The following is a 13,394-nucleotide window of genomic DNA, read 5'->3' as shown; positions in this document are numbered from 1 at the left end:
TATACGACCGGGTTCTTCGACGGCAAACCGATAAGAACGTGGTCAGTGACGGCGGCGTGCTGTGACGATCCAGGCACGCGAGTCGAAGTGCACGCCGCCGTCGGTGTGGTGGGTGACGAGGGTGGTGCGTAGCCGCGTGCGCGCTTGCTCGGCCGCCGCCGCGTCGAGGTCGGCAAGCAGGTCTTTGAATTCCCATAGGCGGAGCACGGCATCGAAGGCGGTGGCGCTGTCCGGGCCGTAGTGGACGGGCTCGTGCACGTCGGTGAAGCTGACGTCCGCGAAGCCGGCCGCCGCCAGAATGCCCTGCGTGACGGTCGGGTCGGCGAGTGAGAACGGGCCCGGACCGCGGGGTGTGGCTGATGCGGCGGTGAGGCCTGGCTGATCGCGGTGGCCCACTCGTTGCGGTCGCGCTCTTGCCGGACCAGCAGCACCAGGCGCGCCGCGGGGCGCAGAGCCCGCCCGACATTGGTGCGCACGTGACCCGACCGAGTGCGCCCGCGCTCCTCGGTCGGCGGCAGGTCCGACGCCGCACGTATACCGCGTTGTGGGTCCAGGGATGCCGCCATAGGGTCGCCGGCATGTCCCTACGTCTTCGTATGCGCCAAGCACTGCCGGAAGCGATGCGCGCCCGTGACAAGGCCGCGGTGAGCGCCCTGCGCACCACACTCGCCGCGCTGGACAACGCTGAGGCGGTGCCCGTGCCCGAGTCCGAGCCCCGTGGCTCGGCCCTCGAACAGTCACCTGTCGGTGCCGGTGCCACCGAAGCGGAGCGGCGTGAGCTGAGCGAGCTCGGTGTGGTGGCTGTCGTACGGGCCGAGGCCGCCGAGCGCCTGGAGGCCGCGGCGAGCTTGACTTCGCCCGCGCACGCCGACCGAGCCGCGCTGCTCCGGGCGGAGGCCGCCGTGCTGCTGCGCTTCCTGGACGGTTCCGACCCCGCCTGACGCGCCCCGCCTGACGTCGACCGCCGCACCGTCCTCGCGGCCTCTTGACGTTCGCCCGTACCGCGACGGGGCCATGCATGGCGTGGGGACTGCCGTTCGGCACCGGCTCCGGTGCGTTCCGCATACTTGCTACTGGCGAGTAGGCTGCGCGTTCCCGGAGTTTGGAGTCGTCGTGGTCCGCAGGTTCACCGTGTCCGACAGCATCGTCATAGAGGTCTTGCCGGAGGTGGCCTACGAGGCGGTCAGCCGGCCCGCTCAGATGGGACGGTGGAGTCCGGAGAACCTCGGGGCCACCCTGACAGCGCCGGACGCGTCGGCCCCGCTGGGGACGGTGTTCGAGGGCCGCAACAAGCGGGGGGCGTTCCGTTGGGTCACCCGATGCACGGTGACAGCGGCGGACTCGGGGAGCCGCTTCGCCTTCCGGGTGCACGCGATCGGGCTGAAGCGGCCCCGGCTGCGCGGCCCGATCGCCACCTGGGAGTACCGCTTCGAGCGCGAAGGCGGTGCCACGCGCGTCACGGAGTCCTGGACGGACGACCGGCGGGCCTGGCCGTCGGTCGTCGCCAACGCCTTCGACCGGGTCGCCACCGGCGGCCGGACGTTCGCCGACTTCCAGGAGGGCAACATCGCCAGGACGCTGCGCAACCTGAAGCGGGAGCTCGAAGCCGAGTCGGCCTCCTGATCCCGCCGGCCCGGCCCATGCCGTCCCCGGGCGGCGCGACGGCGGGGCCGGGCTCAGGCGCGGGTGGCGCGGGCCACGGGCAGGTAGCACGGGCGTTCGGGCAGCAGCGGGACCACAGTGCGGACGACGGCGCCCAGGCGCCGCATCCCGCGCTCGCGTGCATGTCAGCCCCAGGTGGCCGCGGACGACGGGCGGCAGCAGGCCGAGCGTGACGAACACGTGGAGCCGGGCCAGGGCGGGTGGAACAGGGGCCGGAGCCGGCGCATGAGGACACCCGAGCCGTCGGGCGGGGGAACGGGCCGCCGCGGGTCGAGCAGTGCACGTACGACCACCGTGTTCTCCGGCTGGTCCCGGACCTGGAGCACGACGGCGGCCGGCAGGGAGAGCGGCAGCCGTACGTCACCGGCGACGTCCCAGAGGATCGTGCCCGGGCCGAACGGGGCCGGATCGGGGCGGGTACCGGGGTCGCTCCGGCCGGGCCGGGCGGCGGCGATGGGGTTTTCGGGGCGGGCGTTCCCGTCACCACGCTCCCAGGGGCCGTCGGGTGGCGGGGTCGGTGCCGGGACGGTGGGTGGCCCAGTAGGCGAGGGCGAGGGAGACGGTGATCCTCAGCGGCGGGGGCACGAGGGCCGTCGTGAGACGTACGACGCGGGCGAAGCGGCGCAGGGCGCGTTCCTGCCGGGCACTCCAGGTCAGGTGCAGCCGCTCACGCAGGACGGGTGGCAGGGTGCCCACGGTGACCAACAGGGCGTAGTGCGCGGCGAGTCGGGCGAAGGGCGACCAGAGCGGACCGGGCAGTCGGCGGAACGGCTTGGCGGGGCGGGCGAGTTCGTCGAGGACGTCCTGGACCGACTGGTTGAACTCCAGGCGATGGGTGACCATGTCGTCGTAGTAGTCCAGGAACGACGGCCAGTCCGGTGGAAGGTGATGCTCCTTCAGGCCCCATACGCGGCCCACGTCCCGCATACCGCGGTAGTACTCGTCCAGTTCGTCGGCCGACATGCCCTTGCCGAACAGGTGCTGCGCGTCCACGGGGCCCTTGACCAGAGTCGCGTGCACCCAGTGGTACGCCTCGGGGTCGAGGGCGTGGTAGCGGCGCCCCCGCGAGTCGGTGCCCTTCATACCGGTGTGCACGTGGCGAAGGCGGCACGCCTCGGCGGTGGCCGCCTCCTGGCCGCCGTAGACGACCGTGGTGAGGGAGAGCAGGGTCCGGATCAGGCGGGGCCAGGGCTCGGCGCGGAAGTTGCTGTGGTCGGCGACGCCTGCCCCGACCACGGGGTGCGAGACCTGGAGAAGCAGCAGCTGGGGTGCCATCAGGGTGGCGCGGGCATCGCCGAAGCAGCGCCAGACGACCCCGCCCCTGCGCGGCGCGCGGATCTGCGCGGGTATCCCAACTCTCCCTGTAGTCCGTTGGGTTGATTGGTCTGACGTGTGCGGTACGCCGGCCATGACACCTCCGTCCCTCTGTCGTGTCCGGAGTGTTGATGCGCCTCCTGTAACAAGTCAATAGTTTTTGTGTCTTTGACTCTCCCGATGACACCCCGATGCGGGATCCCGGGCATTCGCCTCTATGGGCAAGGAAAACACGAAGAGGGTCAGATATGCACATCTCGGACACACGGTCGAACGGTGCACGCCCTGGCCGCGCACGCCGCACACGCGTGTCCACCGTTCGGTGGACACAATGAGGTACGCACGGTCGTGCCGGAACGTCCGGTTCCCGCCGAGGCTGATCGGCATGACGACACACGCGAACGAACTCGTGGTGGACGTACGTGGACTGCGCAAGCGGTACGGCGACGTGACCGCGGTCGACGGCATCGACCTCGGCATCCGCAGAGGTGACGTGTTCGGCCTGCTGGGGCCCAACGGGGCCGGCAAGAGCACCACGGTGGAGATCCTCCAGGGCAACCGCTCCCGGGACGCCGGCGAGGTGTCCGTCCTGGGCACGGACCCGGCGCACGGCACGCGTGCGTGGCGCTCGCGGGTCGGCATCGTCTGGCAGGACGAATCCGCCCCCGCCGAGTTGACGGTCGGCGAGACCGTGCGGCACTTCGCCCGCTACTACCCGAGGCCACGGGACCCTGAGGAGGTCATCGGCCTGGTGGGTCTGGAGGCGAAGACCGGCAGCCGGATCAAGGCGCTGTCCGGCGGGCAGCGCCGGCGGCTGGACGTGGCCCTCGGGGTGATCGGCGACCCCGAGCTCCTGCTCCTGGACGAGCCGACGACCGGCTTCGACCCGGCGGCCCGGCGCCAGTTCTGGGACCTGATCCGCAAACTGGCCGACGAGGGCACCACCATCCTCCTGACCACGCACTATCTGGAGGAGGCGGAGACGCTCGCCGACCGGCTGGCCGTGGTCGTCGGCGGCCGGGTCGTCGCCGAGGGCGAACCGAAGGGCCTGCGCGAGCGGTACGGCACCGAGGCCACCGTGGAGTGGACCGAGCCGGACGGCGCCACACGCGCGGAGCGCACGGACACGCCCACCCGGACCGTCGCCGAGCTCATGCGGCGCTTCGACGGCGAGATACCGGGGCTGCGGATCAGCCGCCCCACACTGGAGGACGTCTACCTCCGGCTGACCGGACAGGAGGACGCCCGATGACCACGACCGTCGTACGCACCCGCACGAAGACACACGCCGACCGGCTGCCCGGAGCATGGCGACTGGGTCTGGGGCGTGGCGTCCTGGAGCTCAGGCAGTTCTTCCGGCAGCGCGACCAGGTGGTGTTCACCTTCGCCTTTCCGGTGGTGTTCCTGTTCCTGTTCGCGTCGATCTTCCGGGACGACGTGCGCGGAGCGGGCATCACCGCCTCGCAGCTGTACGTCCCCGCGATGATGGCCGCCGGCATCATGTCGACCAGCTTCCAGTCACTCGGCATCTCGATCGCCATCGAGCGGGACGAGAAGGTGCTGCGCCGGCTGCGCGGCACACCCATGCCGCCGGCGGCGTACTTCCTCGGCAAGATCTGGCTGGTCCTCGTCACCGGACTGCTGGAGACGGCGATCCTGCTGCTCGTCGGCGCGACCCTCTACGACGTCGATCTGCCCACGGACCCGGGCCGCCTGTTCGACTTCGCCTGGATCTTCGTGCTGGGCCTCACGGCGTGCGCGCTGCTCGGCATCGCCGTCAGCTCCGTCCCGAAGTCCGGCAAGAGCGCCACCTCGGTGGTCGTACTCCCGTTCCTGGTGCTGCAGTTCATCTCCGGGGTGTACATCGCCATCGACACCATCCCCGGCTGGATGCTGAACATCGGTGCCCTGTTCCCGCTGAAGTGGATGTGCCAGGGACTGCGCGGGGTCTTCCTTCCCGAGTCGGCGCAGGTCCTGGAGCAGACCGGCGGCTGGGAATTCGGGCGGGTGGCCCTGGTGCTGGGGGCCTGGTGCGTCGGAGGATTGCTGCTGTGTCTGCTGACCTTCCGGTGGAAGAACCGGCGCGACGGATGAACCAGCCGGAACGGGCCGGGGGCGCGTACACCTGGGACCGCTCGTTCCGGATCTGGGACAGCTACTTCGCGTTCGTCTGGCTGGCCACCCTGGTGTTCGTGCTCGGCACGGCCTATCCGGGCCGGCCGGTCAGGCTGGTCGCGGCGGCGCTGCTGGTTCTGCTGATCCCGCTGTTCGTGTGCGTCGGGCGCCCCATCCTGCGGGAGGATCCGCCGGACCCAGGGCGCGCGCTGGGCTACCTGGTGGCGGCGATGGCGCTGTTCCTGCCATCGGCGATCCTCGTGGGCGAGACCCGGCTGATGACCTTCGCGCTCGTCCCCCAGTGCTTCATGACGCTGCGCATCCGGTGGGCGCTGGTGGCTGTGGCCGTCATCAACCTCGTGCCCGTGGTCGGGTGGGCGCTGGTGTGGTGGCCCGGCGACGAGGCCGTCTTCTTCAACGGGATGTTCGCGGTGGTGACCTTCGTCTTCTCGATGGCCGTCGGCACCTGGATCATCCGCATCATCGAGCAGAGCCAGGAACGGGCCGCGCTGATCGCGGAGCTGGACACGAGCCGCCACGAGATCTCCCGGCTGTCGGCCGAGCACGGCGCGCTGGCCGAGCGGGAGCGGATGGCCCGGGAGATCCACGACACCCTCGCCCAGGGTTTCACCAGTCTGCTGATGCTGGTGCAGGCCGTCGAGGCGGAGCTGGACGACGACATCACGCAGGCCCGACGCCACCTGGCCCTGATGGACGAGACGGCCCGGCAGAACCTCGCCGAGGCACGCGCCCTGGTCGCCGGAGGCGCGCCCGCCGACCTGCACGGCGCCTCGCTGCCGGACGCCCTGCGCCGGCTGGCCGCACGCCACGGGACGGAACTGCGGATGACCGGTGCCGCACGTCCGCTGCCGGCCGGCCCCGAGGTGGTGGCCCTGCGCGCCTGCCAGGAGGCACTGGCCAACGCCCGTAGACACGCGGGGAGTTCAGTCACGGTAGGCATCACCCTGACGTACGCCGACGAGGCCCTCACCGTGTCCGTTCGGGACGACGGCTGCGGCTTCGACCCGCACACGGCGACGGGAGGCTACGGTCTGGCGGGACTGCGCGCCCGGGCCACCGAGGTGGGCGGCACCGCCTCTGTCGACAGCACACCCGGCGACGGCACCACCGTGACCGTCCGCCTGCCCGTACCGCCCCCGAGGAGCCCATGGTGATCCGGATCGTCCTGGCCGACGACCATCCCGTCGTACGGGAGGGTCTGCGGGCCATGCTGAGCGCCGAAGAGGACCTGGAGGTGGTCGCCGACGCGTCGAGCGGACCGCAGGCCGAAGCGCTGGCCGCGGAGCTGCGCCCCGACATCGTGCTGATGGACCTGCGGATGCCCGACGGCGGGGGTGTGGACTCGATCATGCGGATGAGCGCGGCGGGACTGCCCTGCCGGGTGATCGTCCTGACGACCTACGAGACGGACCGCGACATCCTGCGCGCCGTGGAGGCGGGGGCGGCGGGCTACCTGCTGAAGGACCTGCCACGGGGCGAACTGGCGAACGCGGTACGGGCTGCTGCGCGGGGCGAGACGGTGCTGGCGCCGACGGTGGCGGCCCGCCTGGTGGACCAGTTGCGCACCCGACCGGAACGCCCGCGGCTGTCCGAGCGGGAGACGGCGGTGCTGCGGCTGGTTGCGCGGGGGTGCACGAACGCGGAGATCGGCCGCCGCCTGTTCATCGGCGAGTCGACGGTGAAGACCCATCTGCTGCGGGTCTTCGGCAAGTTGGGTGTCGACGACCGAACCGCGGCGGTGACGAACGCGATGCGCCACGGCCTGCTCGACTGACGTTCCCCCCACGCGTCGACCGGTTCCTGTCCCGGGGCCGGACCGCGGAACCCCGCGCAGGTCGCGTACGACCGCCGGCGCCACCCCGAGCCTCCTCACGGCGGGCGGGACCCTCCTAGCCGGCGTGCCGGTGTGCTCGCAGGTATGAGTTGGATCACGCGACCACACTGCGCCGAGCACTACCGTCGGCGATTCACCCTCGTCGGCTCTCACCACGGGATGCGTGGATCTGCGCGCGTATCTCAACTTCCCCTGCATTCAGCTGAATTGACCGGCCCGCTGGGCTTCGCCGCCCTCCGGCCCTGCCGTTCGGCGGGTCCGGCGACTCCGGCCTCGGCCGGATCCACGTGGCGGACGGACTGCGGGCCTTCACCGCCCCACAGTCGGTGACCGTCCGGCGCTTCGCTCCGCCGGTCGATCTGACGTCGTTCGCGACCCCGGCCGCGACGAAGGCCAGGGCCGTCGCGTTCATGCGGTGGCTGCCCGCCCGGCGCTGACCGGACGAGGCACGGTCAGGCGTCGAGCAGCGGCGCGAGGTATCTGCGGGCGAAGGCGCGGGCCTGTTCCTCGTCGTCCAGTTCGATGCAGCCGGCCGGGTTGAGGAGGAAGGAGACCGCGACACGCACCATCAGCTCCGCCGCCGGCCGGGGGTCGGTCCCGGGACGGCCCTCGGCGTGCTGGGCGCTCCGCAGATGGGTGGTCAGGTAGTCGGTGGTGGCGGCGAGGGAGGCGCCGCCCTGCACGGTGAAGCAGGGGAGAACCACTTCGGGTTCGAGCCGCAGCAGCCCTCCGAGGAGCGGATGGGCCCTGGTGTACCGCAGGGCGACCACGAAGCCCTCGACGACCCGGTCCTCCATCGTCGGCAGCGCGGCGACGGCGGAGTCCAGCTCCTGGAAGAAGCGGCTGCCCTCGCGCAGCAGGCACGCCTCGACCAGTCCGTCCTTGCTCTGGAAGCGGCGGTACACCGTGACACGCGAGACACCGGCCCGTTTGGCGACGTCCTCCACCGAGGAACGGCGCAGGCCGAACGTCGTGAACTGCTCCAGGGCGGCGTCGAGGATCTGGCGCGCCAGCCTTTCCTCTGTCTCCGGCGGCCGGGCGATGGCCCGGGCCAGCAGGGAGTCGTTCACAGATGCCTTCATGGTGCCTCTAACGGTACCCGCACACTTTTCCGCAGAAACAGTGAAACATCGACCATACATCTGTAACCCCTCGTACGTCCCACCGCTCCATCCCCGCTCCATCCCCCCTCCATCCCCTGTGTTCGGAGGACCCCCGGGTCAGTCGCCTCATCTCGCAGCAGTCCGATTTCGCCGCCGCCGTACGCGAATTCGCCCAGCGCGAGCGCGGAAGTCCCGTGCAACGCGACCCACTCACCCAGGGCGGCCGGGATCCCTCCCCCCAACCCCAAGATCTACGGCCGGCTCGGAGTGCGTCTGCCCGAGGAGTACGGCGGCGCGGGGTGGCCAACTGGTACCGGGCCGACGGCCCTCTCGGCGCGGCGGAGATCGCCGAGCGGCACGTCCTTGTCTGCCTCGGCACGGTGGGCTGCCCCGAGGCGACCGTGCGGCGGCCGTCGTGACTCCCCCTCACGGCACCGTGATCACGATCTTGCCGCGCGTATGCCCCTGTTCCAGATGCCGCAGGCCCTCGGCCGTGTCGGCCAGCGGGCAGGTCCGGTCGATCACCGGGGCCAGCCTGCCTGCCTCGATGAGCGCGGTGACGGCGAGGAGGTCCTCCTGGGTCGGTCCGGCCGGGGCCGACGGAAGGATCGTGCGGAGCCGCTGCCGGACGAACCCGTTGACCGCGATCACCCGGAGCATGGAGCCCACCGCCCCGAACACGCGGCCGGGCGAGCCGCCGCCGTTGGCCACGAGCGTCCCTGTCGGGGTGAGGGCCCGGCGCAGCCGGCTCAGCGGACGGTTGCCCACGTTGTCCAGGATCACGTCATAGCGCTCGCGTACGTCCGTGAAGTCCTCCCGGGTGTGGTCGACGACGTGCGCGGCGCCGAGTGAACGCACCAGATCGACGTTGCGCGTGCTGCACACCCCGGTGACCTCCGCGGCCATTCCCGCGGCGATCTGCACGGCGAACGTGCCCACTCCGCCGGCGGCTCCGTTGATCAGCACCCGCTGCCCGGCCCGCACCTGGCCCACGGTGCGGATGCCGCGAAGGGCGGTCACCGCCGCCATCGGCACGGCCGCGGCCTGCTCGAAGGTCAGGCCGGCCGGTTTGGGCACCAGCAGATCCGCGGTGGTGCGCGCGTACTCGGCGAAGGAGCCGTGACAGAAGCCCAGTACCTCGTCGCCCGGCCGGAGTCCTGGTACGTCGGCGCCGACCGACTCGACCTGGCCGGCGACGTCGATACCGGCCACCCGGCACTTCGGCCGCGTCAGCCCCACGCCTCCCATCAGCCGCGCCACATAGGGATCGCCGCGCAGCATGTGCCAGTCGTAGGGGTTCAGCGCGGCGGCACGCACCCGCACCGACACCTGGCCGGCCGAGACCTCGGGCCGGTCTGCGTCCACCAGCTCAAGAGTGCCCGGCGGGCCGAACCGCTCCTGCACGATCGCCTTCATCGGGTCGCCCCCTCTTTTCGGCATCGACTGCCGCGGCGCCTGCGGATGCCCTCCGGACACGGCAGGTGTACGGCGTACACCTCTGCACGGCACGGTAGGTGTACGCCGTACACCCGTCAAGAGTGCGAGTTGGTCAGGTCGTGCCCAGGAGCCGCTCGAGGCCGTCCAGGGTCAGGTCCAGAGCGAATTCGAACTCGAACTGGTCGTCGCAGCCGGAGCCGAGGACGGACTCCGGGTCATGGGCGACGGCCATGGCGAGTTCGGTGATGTGCGGGTAGCGCGCGGCCATCTCCTCGGGCGGCATCGCGTCCGGATCCGGTTCACGGCCGTCGGCGCTGTCCTCGAACAGCTCCTGGGAGAAGCCCAGCAGGCGGCTGCCCATGACATGCATCGCGTGATGGATGAGGCGGATCGAGAACCCCCCGGCCCGGAGGATCCCGATCATCGAGTCCAGGTACGCCATCACCGCGGGGGTCGGAGTGGCCCGTGCCTTCGTCCGCGACTCGATGACCGCGGGCGCCCACGGGTGGCGCAGCAGCATGCCGCGGGCCGACAGCACCCGCCGGCGCACGGTGGTCTTCCAGTCGGTGTCGTCGGCCGGTGGATCGATCTCGCCCATGAGGACGTCGATCATCCCGTCCAGCAGCTCGTTCTTGTTGGCCACGTGCTTGTACAGCGCCATCGGCACGACGCCGAGCGCCTGGGCGATGTTGCGCATGCTGAGCGCGTCGACCCCGCCCTCGTCGGCCAGTGCGACGGCGGCGCCCAGCACCCGCCCCCTGCTCAGCGGCGGGCGGGACTGCGCCGCGACGCCCACCTTCGTCGTTATCTCCACCAGCTCCTCTCCCCTTCGACGACGCCGTCAGTGCGCCGGGCGGGACAACAGCGTATGCGTGAAGGGGGTGACGGGGCGTTCGAGGCGCTCCCCGTCCACGGTGATGTCGACCGCCTCGTTGTAGAAGGCGAGCAGCTCTCCGATGGCGGCCACGGCGGGCAGCGGGGCGGGGTAGCTCCACACGACGTCGGGCGGGACGTCCGCCTCGCCGGTCCAGGACCAGTACGTGGCGGTGCCCTTGTAGGGGCAGCCGGTGCGGTGGCCGGTGGGGGTGAGCAGGTCGAGGCGGACGTCCTCACGGGGGATGTAGTAGCGGGTGGGCAGGCCGGTCTCGAAGAGGAGGACCGGGCGGCGGGTGTCGGCGACGACCGTGCCGTCGATCGCGATCCGGACGTGTCGGCTGCTGGGCAGGGCGTCGACACGTTTGTGCGGGTCACGGGGGTGGATGAAGATCTCCTCCTCTTCCTCGTACCAGTGGTCGAGTCCCCTGCCGGTGCGCCGGAACCACTCGAAGGCGATGTGACCGGCCAGGTCCTCGGCGGGGAAGGTCCAGGCCGCGTTCTCCAGCAGCTCGCCCTCCACTTCGAGGTCGTAGAAGACCCGCGAGCCCGTGTGCGTGCCGACCGGCGGGTTCTTCGCCGGCCGCAGCAGGTCCTCGCGCACCTCCTCGCGCGGGAAGGCGTACAGCGGCACCGGCACGCCGGGCTCCCAGACGAGGACGGGATGCCGGCTGTCGACGACGGTGAACCCGCCCTTGCGACCCCGGACCCAGCGCGGGCCGGGCTCCCAGAGGAGACCTTCCGGGGTGGCGCGTACGGAGTCGGCGGTGCTGAGCTTGGTCATGTCCGTTTCCTCCCTCTACTGCTCGGCTCATCACCCACGTTCCCCCACACGCGCAACGCTGTCACCGTTCGTCCAGTGCCTCCGGGTCGTCGGCGCCGCCGCAGCCTTCGGCCGGATCGCTTCGGCCGTGCCGGGCCGGCCCTCGCTCCAGCGCACCTCGCAGGCGAACGTCTCCCGGCCGAGCACGTGCCACTCGGGGCGTGACCGATGGACGCCTCACAGGACCCCGGTACCGTTTCTTCCATGGCGACACCCAGGGGACCGCGCGGCGGCTACACGGCAGGCCGGGCACGGCGCACCCAGATCCTCGAGGCGGCACTGCTGCGCTTCGGGCAGGACGGCTACCGCAAGACCTCCCTCGCCCGCATCGCCCGGGACGCCGAGATCACCGACGCCGGGCTGCTGCACCACTTCCGCGACAAGCAGCAGCTCCTGCTGGCCGTGGTCGAGCACTGGCACGACCGCATGGACACCCAGTGGCAGCGGGTGTCGGAGTCGGTGCGGGACGCGTTCCGCTGCCATCTGGAGGACACCGCCGAGACGCTCACCATGCCGGGCATGGTGGAGCTGGCCGTCGTGGTCTCCGCCGAGGCGACCGCGCCGGACCATCCGGCCCACGACTTCTTCGCGCACTGGCAGGAGAAGGGCGTGAAGGAGCTCGCGGAGCGCCTGCGCGCCGGAAGCCGGAACGGCGAACTCCTGCCCGACCTGGACCATGACGGCATCGCGCGCGAATGCGCCGCCCTCGACGCCGGACTGCGGCAGCAGTGGCTCGCCTCCGGCCGCTCCTTCGACCTCATCCCGGTGATGCACGACCACCTGGACCGCCTGATGCGCTGCATTTCCGCCGACGGGCAGGGGTTGTAGGGCAACACCGAGGCCCACCATCGCCCGCACCACGTACCCGGGTCGAGCCCTCCCGCACAGCAAGAACTCACAGCGCCGGGGCTCTACCAGGTCGACATGGGCGCCACGACCGTCTGGGAGCGCTGGGACGACATGCTTCCCGACGGCAGCGTCAATCCCGGCGAGACGACCTCCTTCAACCACTACGCGCTCGGAGCCGTCGCCGACTGGATCCACCGCACCGTCGCCGGTCTCGCGCCCGCCGAGCCGGGCTACCGCCGGATCCTGGTCCGTCCCCGCCCGGGCGGCGGCCTCACCTGGGCGCGCGCCGCGCACGAGACGCCGTACGGCCGCGCCGAGACCGGCTGGCGCGTCGAGGGCCGACTGCTGCTGGTGCACCTGCTCGTGCCGCCGAACACCTCCGCCCTCGTCGACCTGCCGAACGCCGAACCCGTGACCGCGGGACCCGGACGACACACCTTCCACACCCCGCTTCCGCAACCACGGAACTGACCCACGACCGCACCCTCGTCCAGCTTGGGCCTGGGGTTTTTGGGCATACGGGACACGGACCCGGATGGTCGGCCCAAGGAGAGAGCATGGCGAAGGACTCACCGTTGAAAGCTGTGGGATGGGCGCGCTCGCTGCCGGTGAGCAGCGGGGTGAAGGTCGCCAGGGAGTGGACGCGTGCGCATGTGGCCACGCTCGGCTGGTCGCAGACCGCGCCGGAGCTGGTGGACGCGATTCTGCTGGCCGTTTCCGAGCTGGTCACCAACGCCCATGTGCACGCCCGTAGTGCGGCGCAGTTGATCCTCACCTGGGACGAGGAATGCTTGCACGTCACCGTGCATGACGCCTCGCCTCGGCTGCCCGAGCCGCGCGACCCGGGCACCAGCGCCCCAGGGGGGCGTGGTCTGCTGCTGGTCGATGCCCTCGCCGACAGTTGGGAGGCCTATCGCTGCCCCCGCGGCAAGAGCATCACCGCCTGCTTCGGAGCACCCACGTCCACCGCGCCCGGAGCGATGGGCTCGGGCTGAGAGGCCCGGTCACCGAGCGGAGGCTCACCCATGACATCCGACGAGGACGAGCAACTCGAACGCGCCATCCTTGACCTCCTTGGACGGCGGCGGCCGGACGCGTCGGTCTGCCCGTCCGAGGTCGCCCGGTCGGTCCACCACGGATCGGACGAAGGATGGCGGCGGCTGATGGAGCCCACGCGTGCCGCGGCACAACGGCTGTCCCAGGCGGGTCTGGTCGAGATCACTCAGGGCGGAGAGCTCGTCGACCCGGAAACAGTCCGCGGCCCGATCCGGATCCGCCGGACACGCTGACGGCCTCCGCGAACGGCACCGGTCGCCACCAGCCCGAACCCGTCGCCACCGCCCCGAACCGGTCTCCCGTCACC

Annotated in this window: 16 protein-coding genes and 1 pseudogene; 11 read left to right on the top strand and 6 right to left on the bottom strand. The window is 71.2% G+C overall.

All coding sequences use genetic code 11. The annotated features are described in order from the left end of the window. Window positions 1-42 precede the first annotated feature (42 nt). On the bottom strand, window positions 43-258 hold the full coding sequence (locus tag ACFWBD_RS22395; protein WP_385669368.1) for a hypothetical protein: 216 nt from the start codon (window positions 256-258) through the stop codon (window positions 43-45). Window positions 259-620: 362 nt separating this feature from the next. Between ACFWBD_RS22395 and ACFWBD_RS22390 the strand changes: the two genes are divergently transcribed. Together ACFWBD_RS22390 and ACFWBD_RS22385 are read left to right on the top strand one after the other, a co-directional pair. Next, window positions 621-941, top strand: a complete 321-nt coding sequence (locus tag ACFWBD_RS22390; protein WP_385669567.1) for a hypothetical protein — start codon at window positions 621-623, stop codon at window positions 939-941. Window positions 942-1,113: 172 nt separating this feature from the next. Further along, window positions 1,114-1,623 carry an SRPBCC family protein gene (locus ACFWBD_RS22385; RefSeq protein WP_385669364.1) on the top strand — a complete coding sequence of 170 codons (510 nt, stop codon included), beginning with the start codon at window positions 1,114-1,116 and terminating at the stop codon, window positions 1,621-1,623. 519 nt (window positions 1,624-2,142) lie between these two features. Here ACFWBD_RS22385 and ACFWBD_RS22380 read toward each other — a convergent pair. After that, complete coding sequence (locus ACFWBD_RS22380) at window positions 2,143-3,000, bottom strand: oxygenase MpaB family protein (protein ID WP_385669564.1); 858 nt, start codon at window positions 2,998-3,000, stop codon at window positions 2,143-2,145. 361 nt (window positions 3,001-3,361) lie between these two features. On the opposite strand from ACFWBD_RS22380, the gene ACFWBD_RS22375 reads away from it, so the two are divergent. The 5 genes from ACFWBD_RS22375 (at window position 3,362) to ACFWBD_RS22355 (ending at window position 7,383) form a co-directional block, all read left to right on the top strand. Further along, entirely contained in the window at window positions 3,362-4,228 is an 867-nt protein-coding gene (locus ACFWBD_RS22375; protein ID WP_385669361.1) for an ABC transporter ATP-binding protein, read from the top strand. After that, window positions 4,225-5,070 (top strand): ABC transporter permease, encoded by an 846-nt coding sequence (locus ACFWBD_RS22370; protein ID WP_385282975.1) that lies wholly within the window; start codon window positions 4,225-4,227, stop codon window positions 5,068-5,070. Before ACFWBD_RS22375 ends, ACFWBD_RS22370 begins: the two co-directional genes overlap by 4 nt. After that, the gene (locus tag ACFWBD_RS22365; protein WP_385669358.1) at window positions 5,067-6,266 is read left to right on the top strand and encodes a sensor histidine kinase; all 1,200 of its coding nucleotides are present in this window, start codon (window positions 5,067-5,069) and stop codon (window positions 6,264-6,266) included. Before ACFWBD_RS22370 ends, ACFWBD_RS22365 begins: the two co-directional genes overlap by 4 nt. Continuing rightward, window positions 6,263-6,886: a response regulator gene (locus tag ACFWBD_RS22360; protein WP_385669561.1), complete on the top strand. Its 624-nt coding sequence runs from the start codon at window positions 6,263-6,265 to the stop codon at window positions 6,884-6,886. The genes ACFWBD_RS22365 and ACFWBD_RS22360 overlap by 4 nt, the downstream gene beginning before the upstream one ends. A gap of 347 nt (window positions 6,887-7,233) precedes the next feature. After that, window positions 7,234-7,383 carry a hypothetical protein gene (locus ACFWBD_RS22355; protein ID WP_385669355.1) on the top strand — a complete coding sequence of 50 codons (150 nt, stop codon included), beginning with the start codon at window positions 7,234-7,236 and terminating at the stop codon, window positions 7,381-7,383. A 15-nt stretch (window positions 7,384-7,398) separates the two neighbouring features. Here ACFWBD_RS22355 and ACFWBD_RS22350 read toward each other — a convergent pair whose 3' ends face one another. The 4 genes from ACFWBD_RS22350 to ACFWBD_RS22335 all read right to left on the bottom strand — a co-directional run bounded on the left by ACFWBD_RS22350 (window position 7,399) and on the right by ACFWBD_RS22335 (window position 11,143). Then, window positions 7,399-8,028: a TetR/AcrR family transcriptional regulator gene (locus tag ACFWBD_RS22350; RefSeq protein ID WP_385669352.1), complete on the bottom strand. Its 630-nt coding sequence runs from the start codon at window positions 8,026-8,028 to the stop codon at window positions 7,399-7,401. Window positions 8,029-8,475: 447 nt separating this feature from the next. Next, complete coding sequence (locus tag ACFWBD_RS22345) at window positions 8,476-9,465, bottom strand: NAD(P)-dependent alcohol dehydrogenase (RefSeq protein ID WP_385669349.1); 990 nt, start codon at window positions 9,463-9,465, stop codon at window positions 8,476-8,478. A 133-nt stretch (window positions 9,466-9,598) separates the two neighbouring features. Beyond that, window positions 9,599-10,303, bottom strand: a complete 705-nt coding sequence (locus ACFWBD_RS22340; RefSeq protein WP_385669558.1) for a TetR/AcrR family transcriptional regulator — start codon at window positions 10,301-10,303, stop codon at window positions 9,599-9,601. A 24-nt stretch (window positions 10,304-10,327) separates the two neighbouring features. Continuing rightward, complete coding sequence (locus ACFWBD_RS22335) at window positions 10,328-11,143, bottom strand: DUF427 domain-containing protein (RefSeq protein WP_385669346.1); 816 nt, start codon at window positions 11,141-11,143, stop codon at window positions 10,328-10,330. 243 nt (window positions 11,144-11,386) lie between these two features. On the opposite strand from ACFWBD_RS22335, the gene ACFWBD_RS22330 reads away from it, so the two are divergent. The 4 genes and pseudogenes from ACFWBD_RS22330 (at window position 11,387) to ACFWBD_RS22315 (ending at window position 13,320) form a co-directional block, all read left to right on the top strand. Continuing rightward, complete coding sequence (locus ACFWBD_RS22330; protein WP_385669343.1) at window positions 11,387-12,010, top strand: TetR/AcrR family transcriptional regulator; 624 nt, start codon at window positions 11,387-11,389, stop codon at window positions 12,008-12,010. An 81-nt stretch (window positions 12,011-12,091) separates the two neighbouring features. Then, window positions 12,092-12,502, top strand: a pseudogene (locus ACFWBD_RS22325) (alpha-L-rhamnosidase C-terminal domain-containing protein); the annotation flags it as partial. An 86-nt stretch (window positions 12,503-12,588) separates the two neighbouring features. Continuing rightward, entirely contained in the window at window positions 12,589-13,026 is a 438-nt protein-coding gene (locus ACFWBD_RS22320) for an ATP-binding protein (RefSeq protein WP_385669340.1), read from the top strand. 30 nt (window positions 13,027-13,056) lie between these two features. Continuing rightward, entirely contained in the window at window positions 13,057-13,320 is a 264-nt protein-coding gene (locus ACFWBD_RS22315) for a DUF3253 domain-containing protein (RefSeq protein WP_385669336.1), read from the top strand. The last annotated feature ends 74 nt before the right edge of the window (window positions 13,321-13,394 follow it).

Source organism: Streptomyces sp. NPDC060002, from assembly GCF_042737245.1.
In the GTDB taxonomy this organism is placed as follows: domain Bacteria; phylum Actinomycetota; class Actinomycetes; order Streptomycetales; family Streptomycetaceae; genus Streptomyces.
Note: the sequence above shows the minus strand (reverse complement) of the source record. Positions and strands in the feature narration are given on the sequence as shown.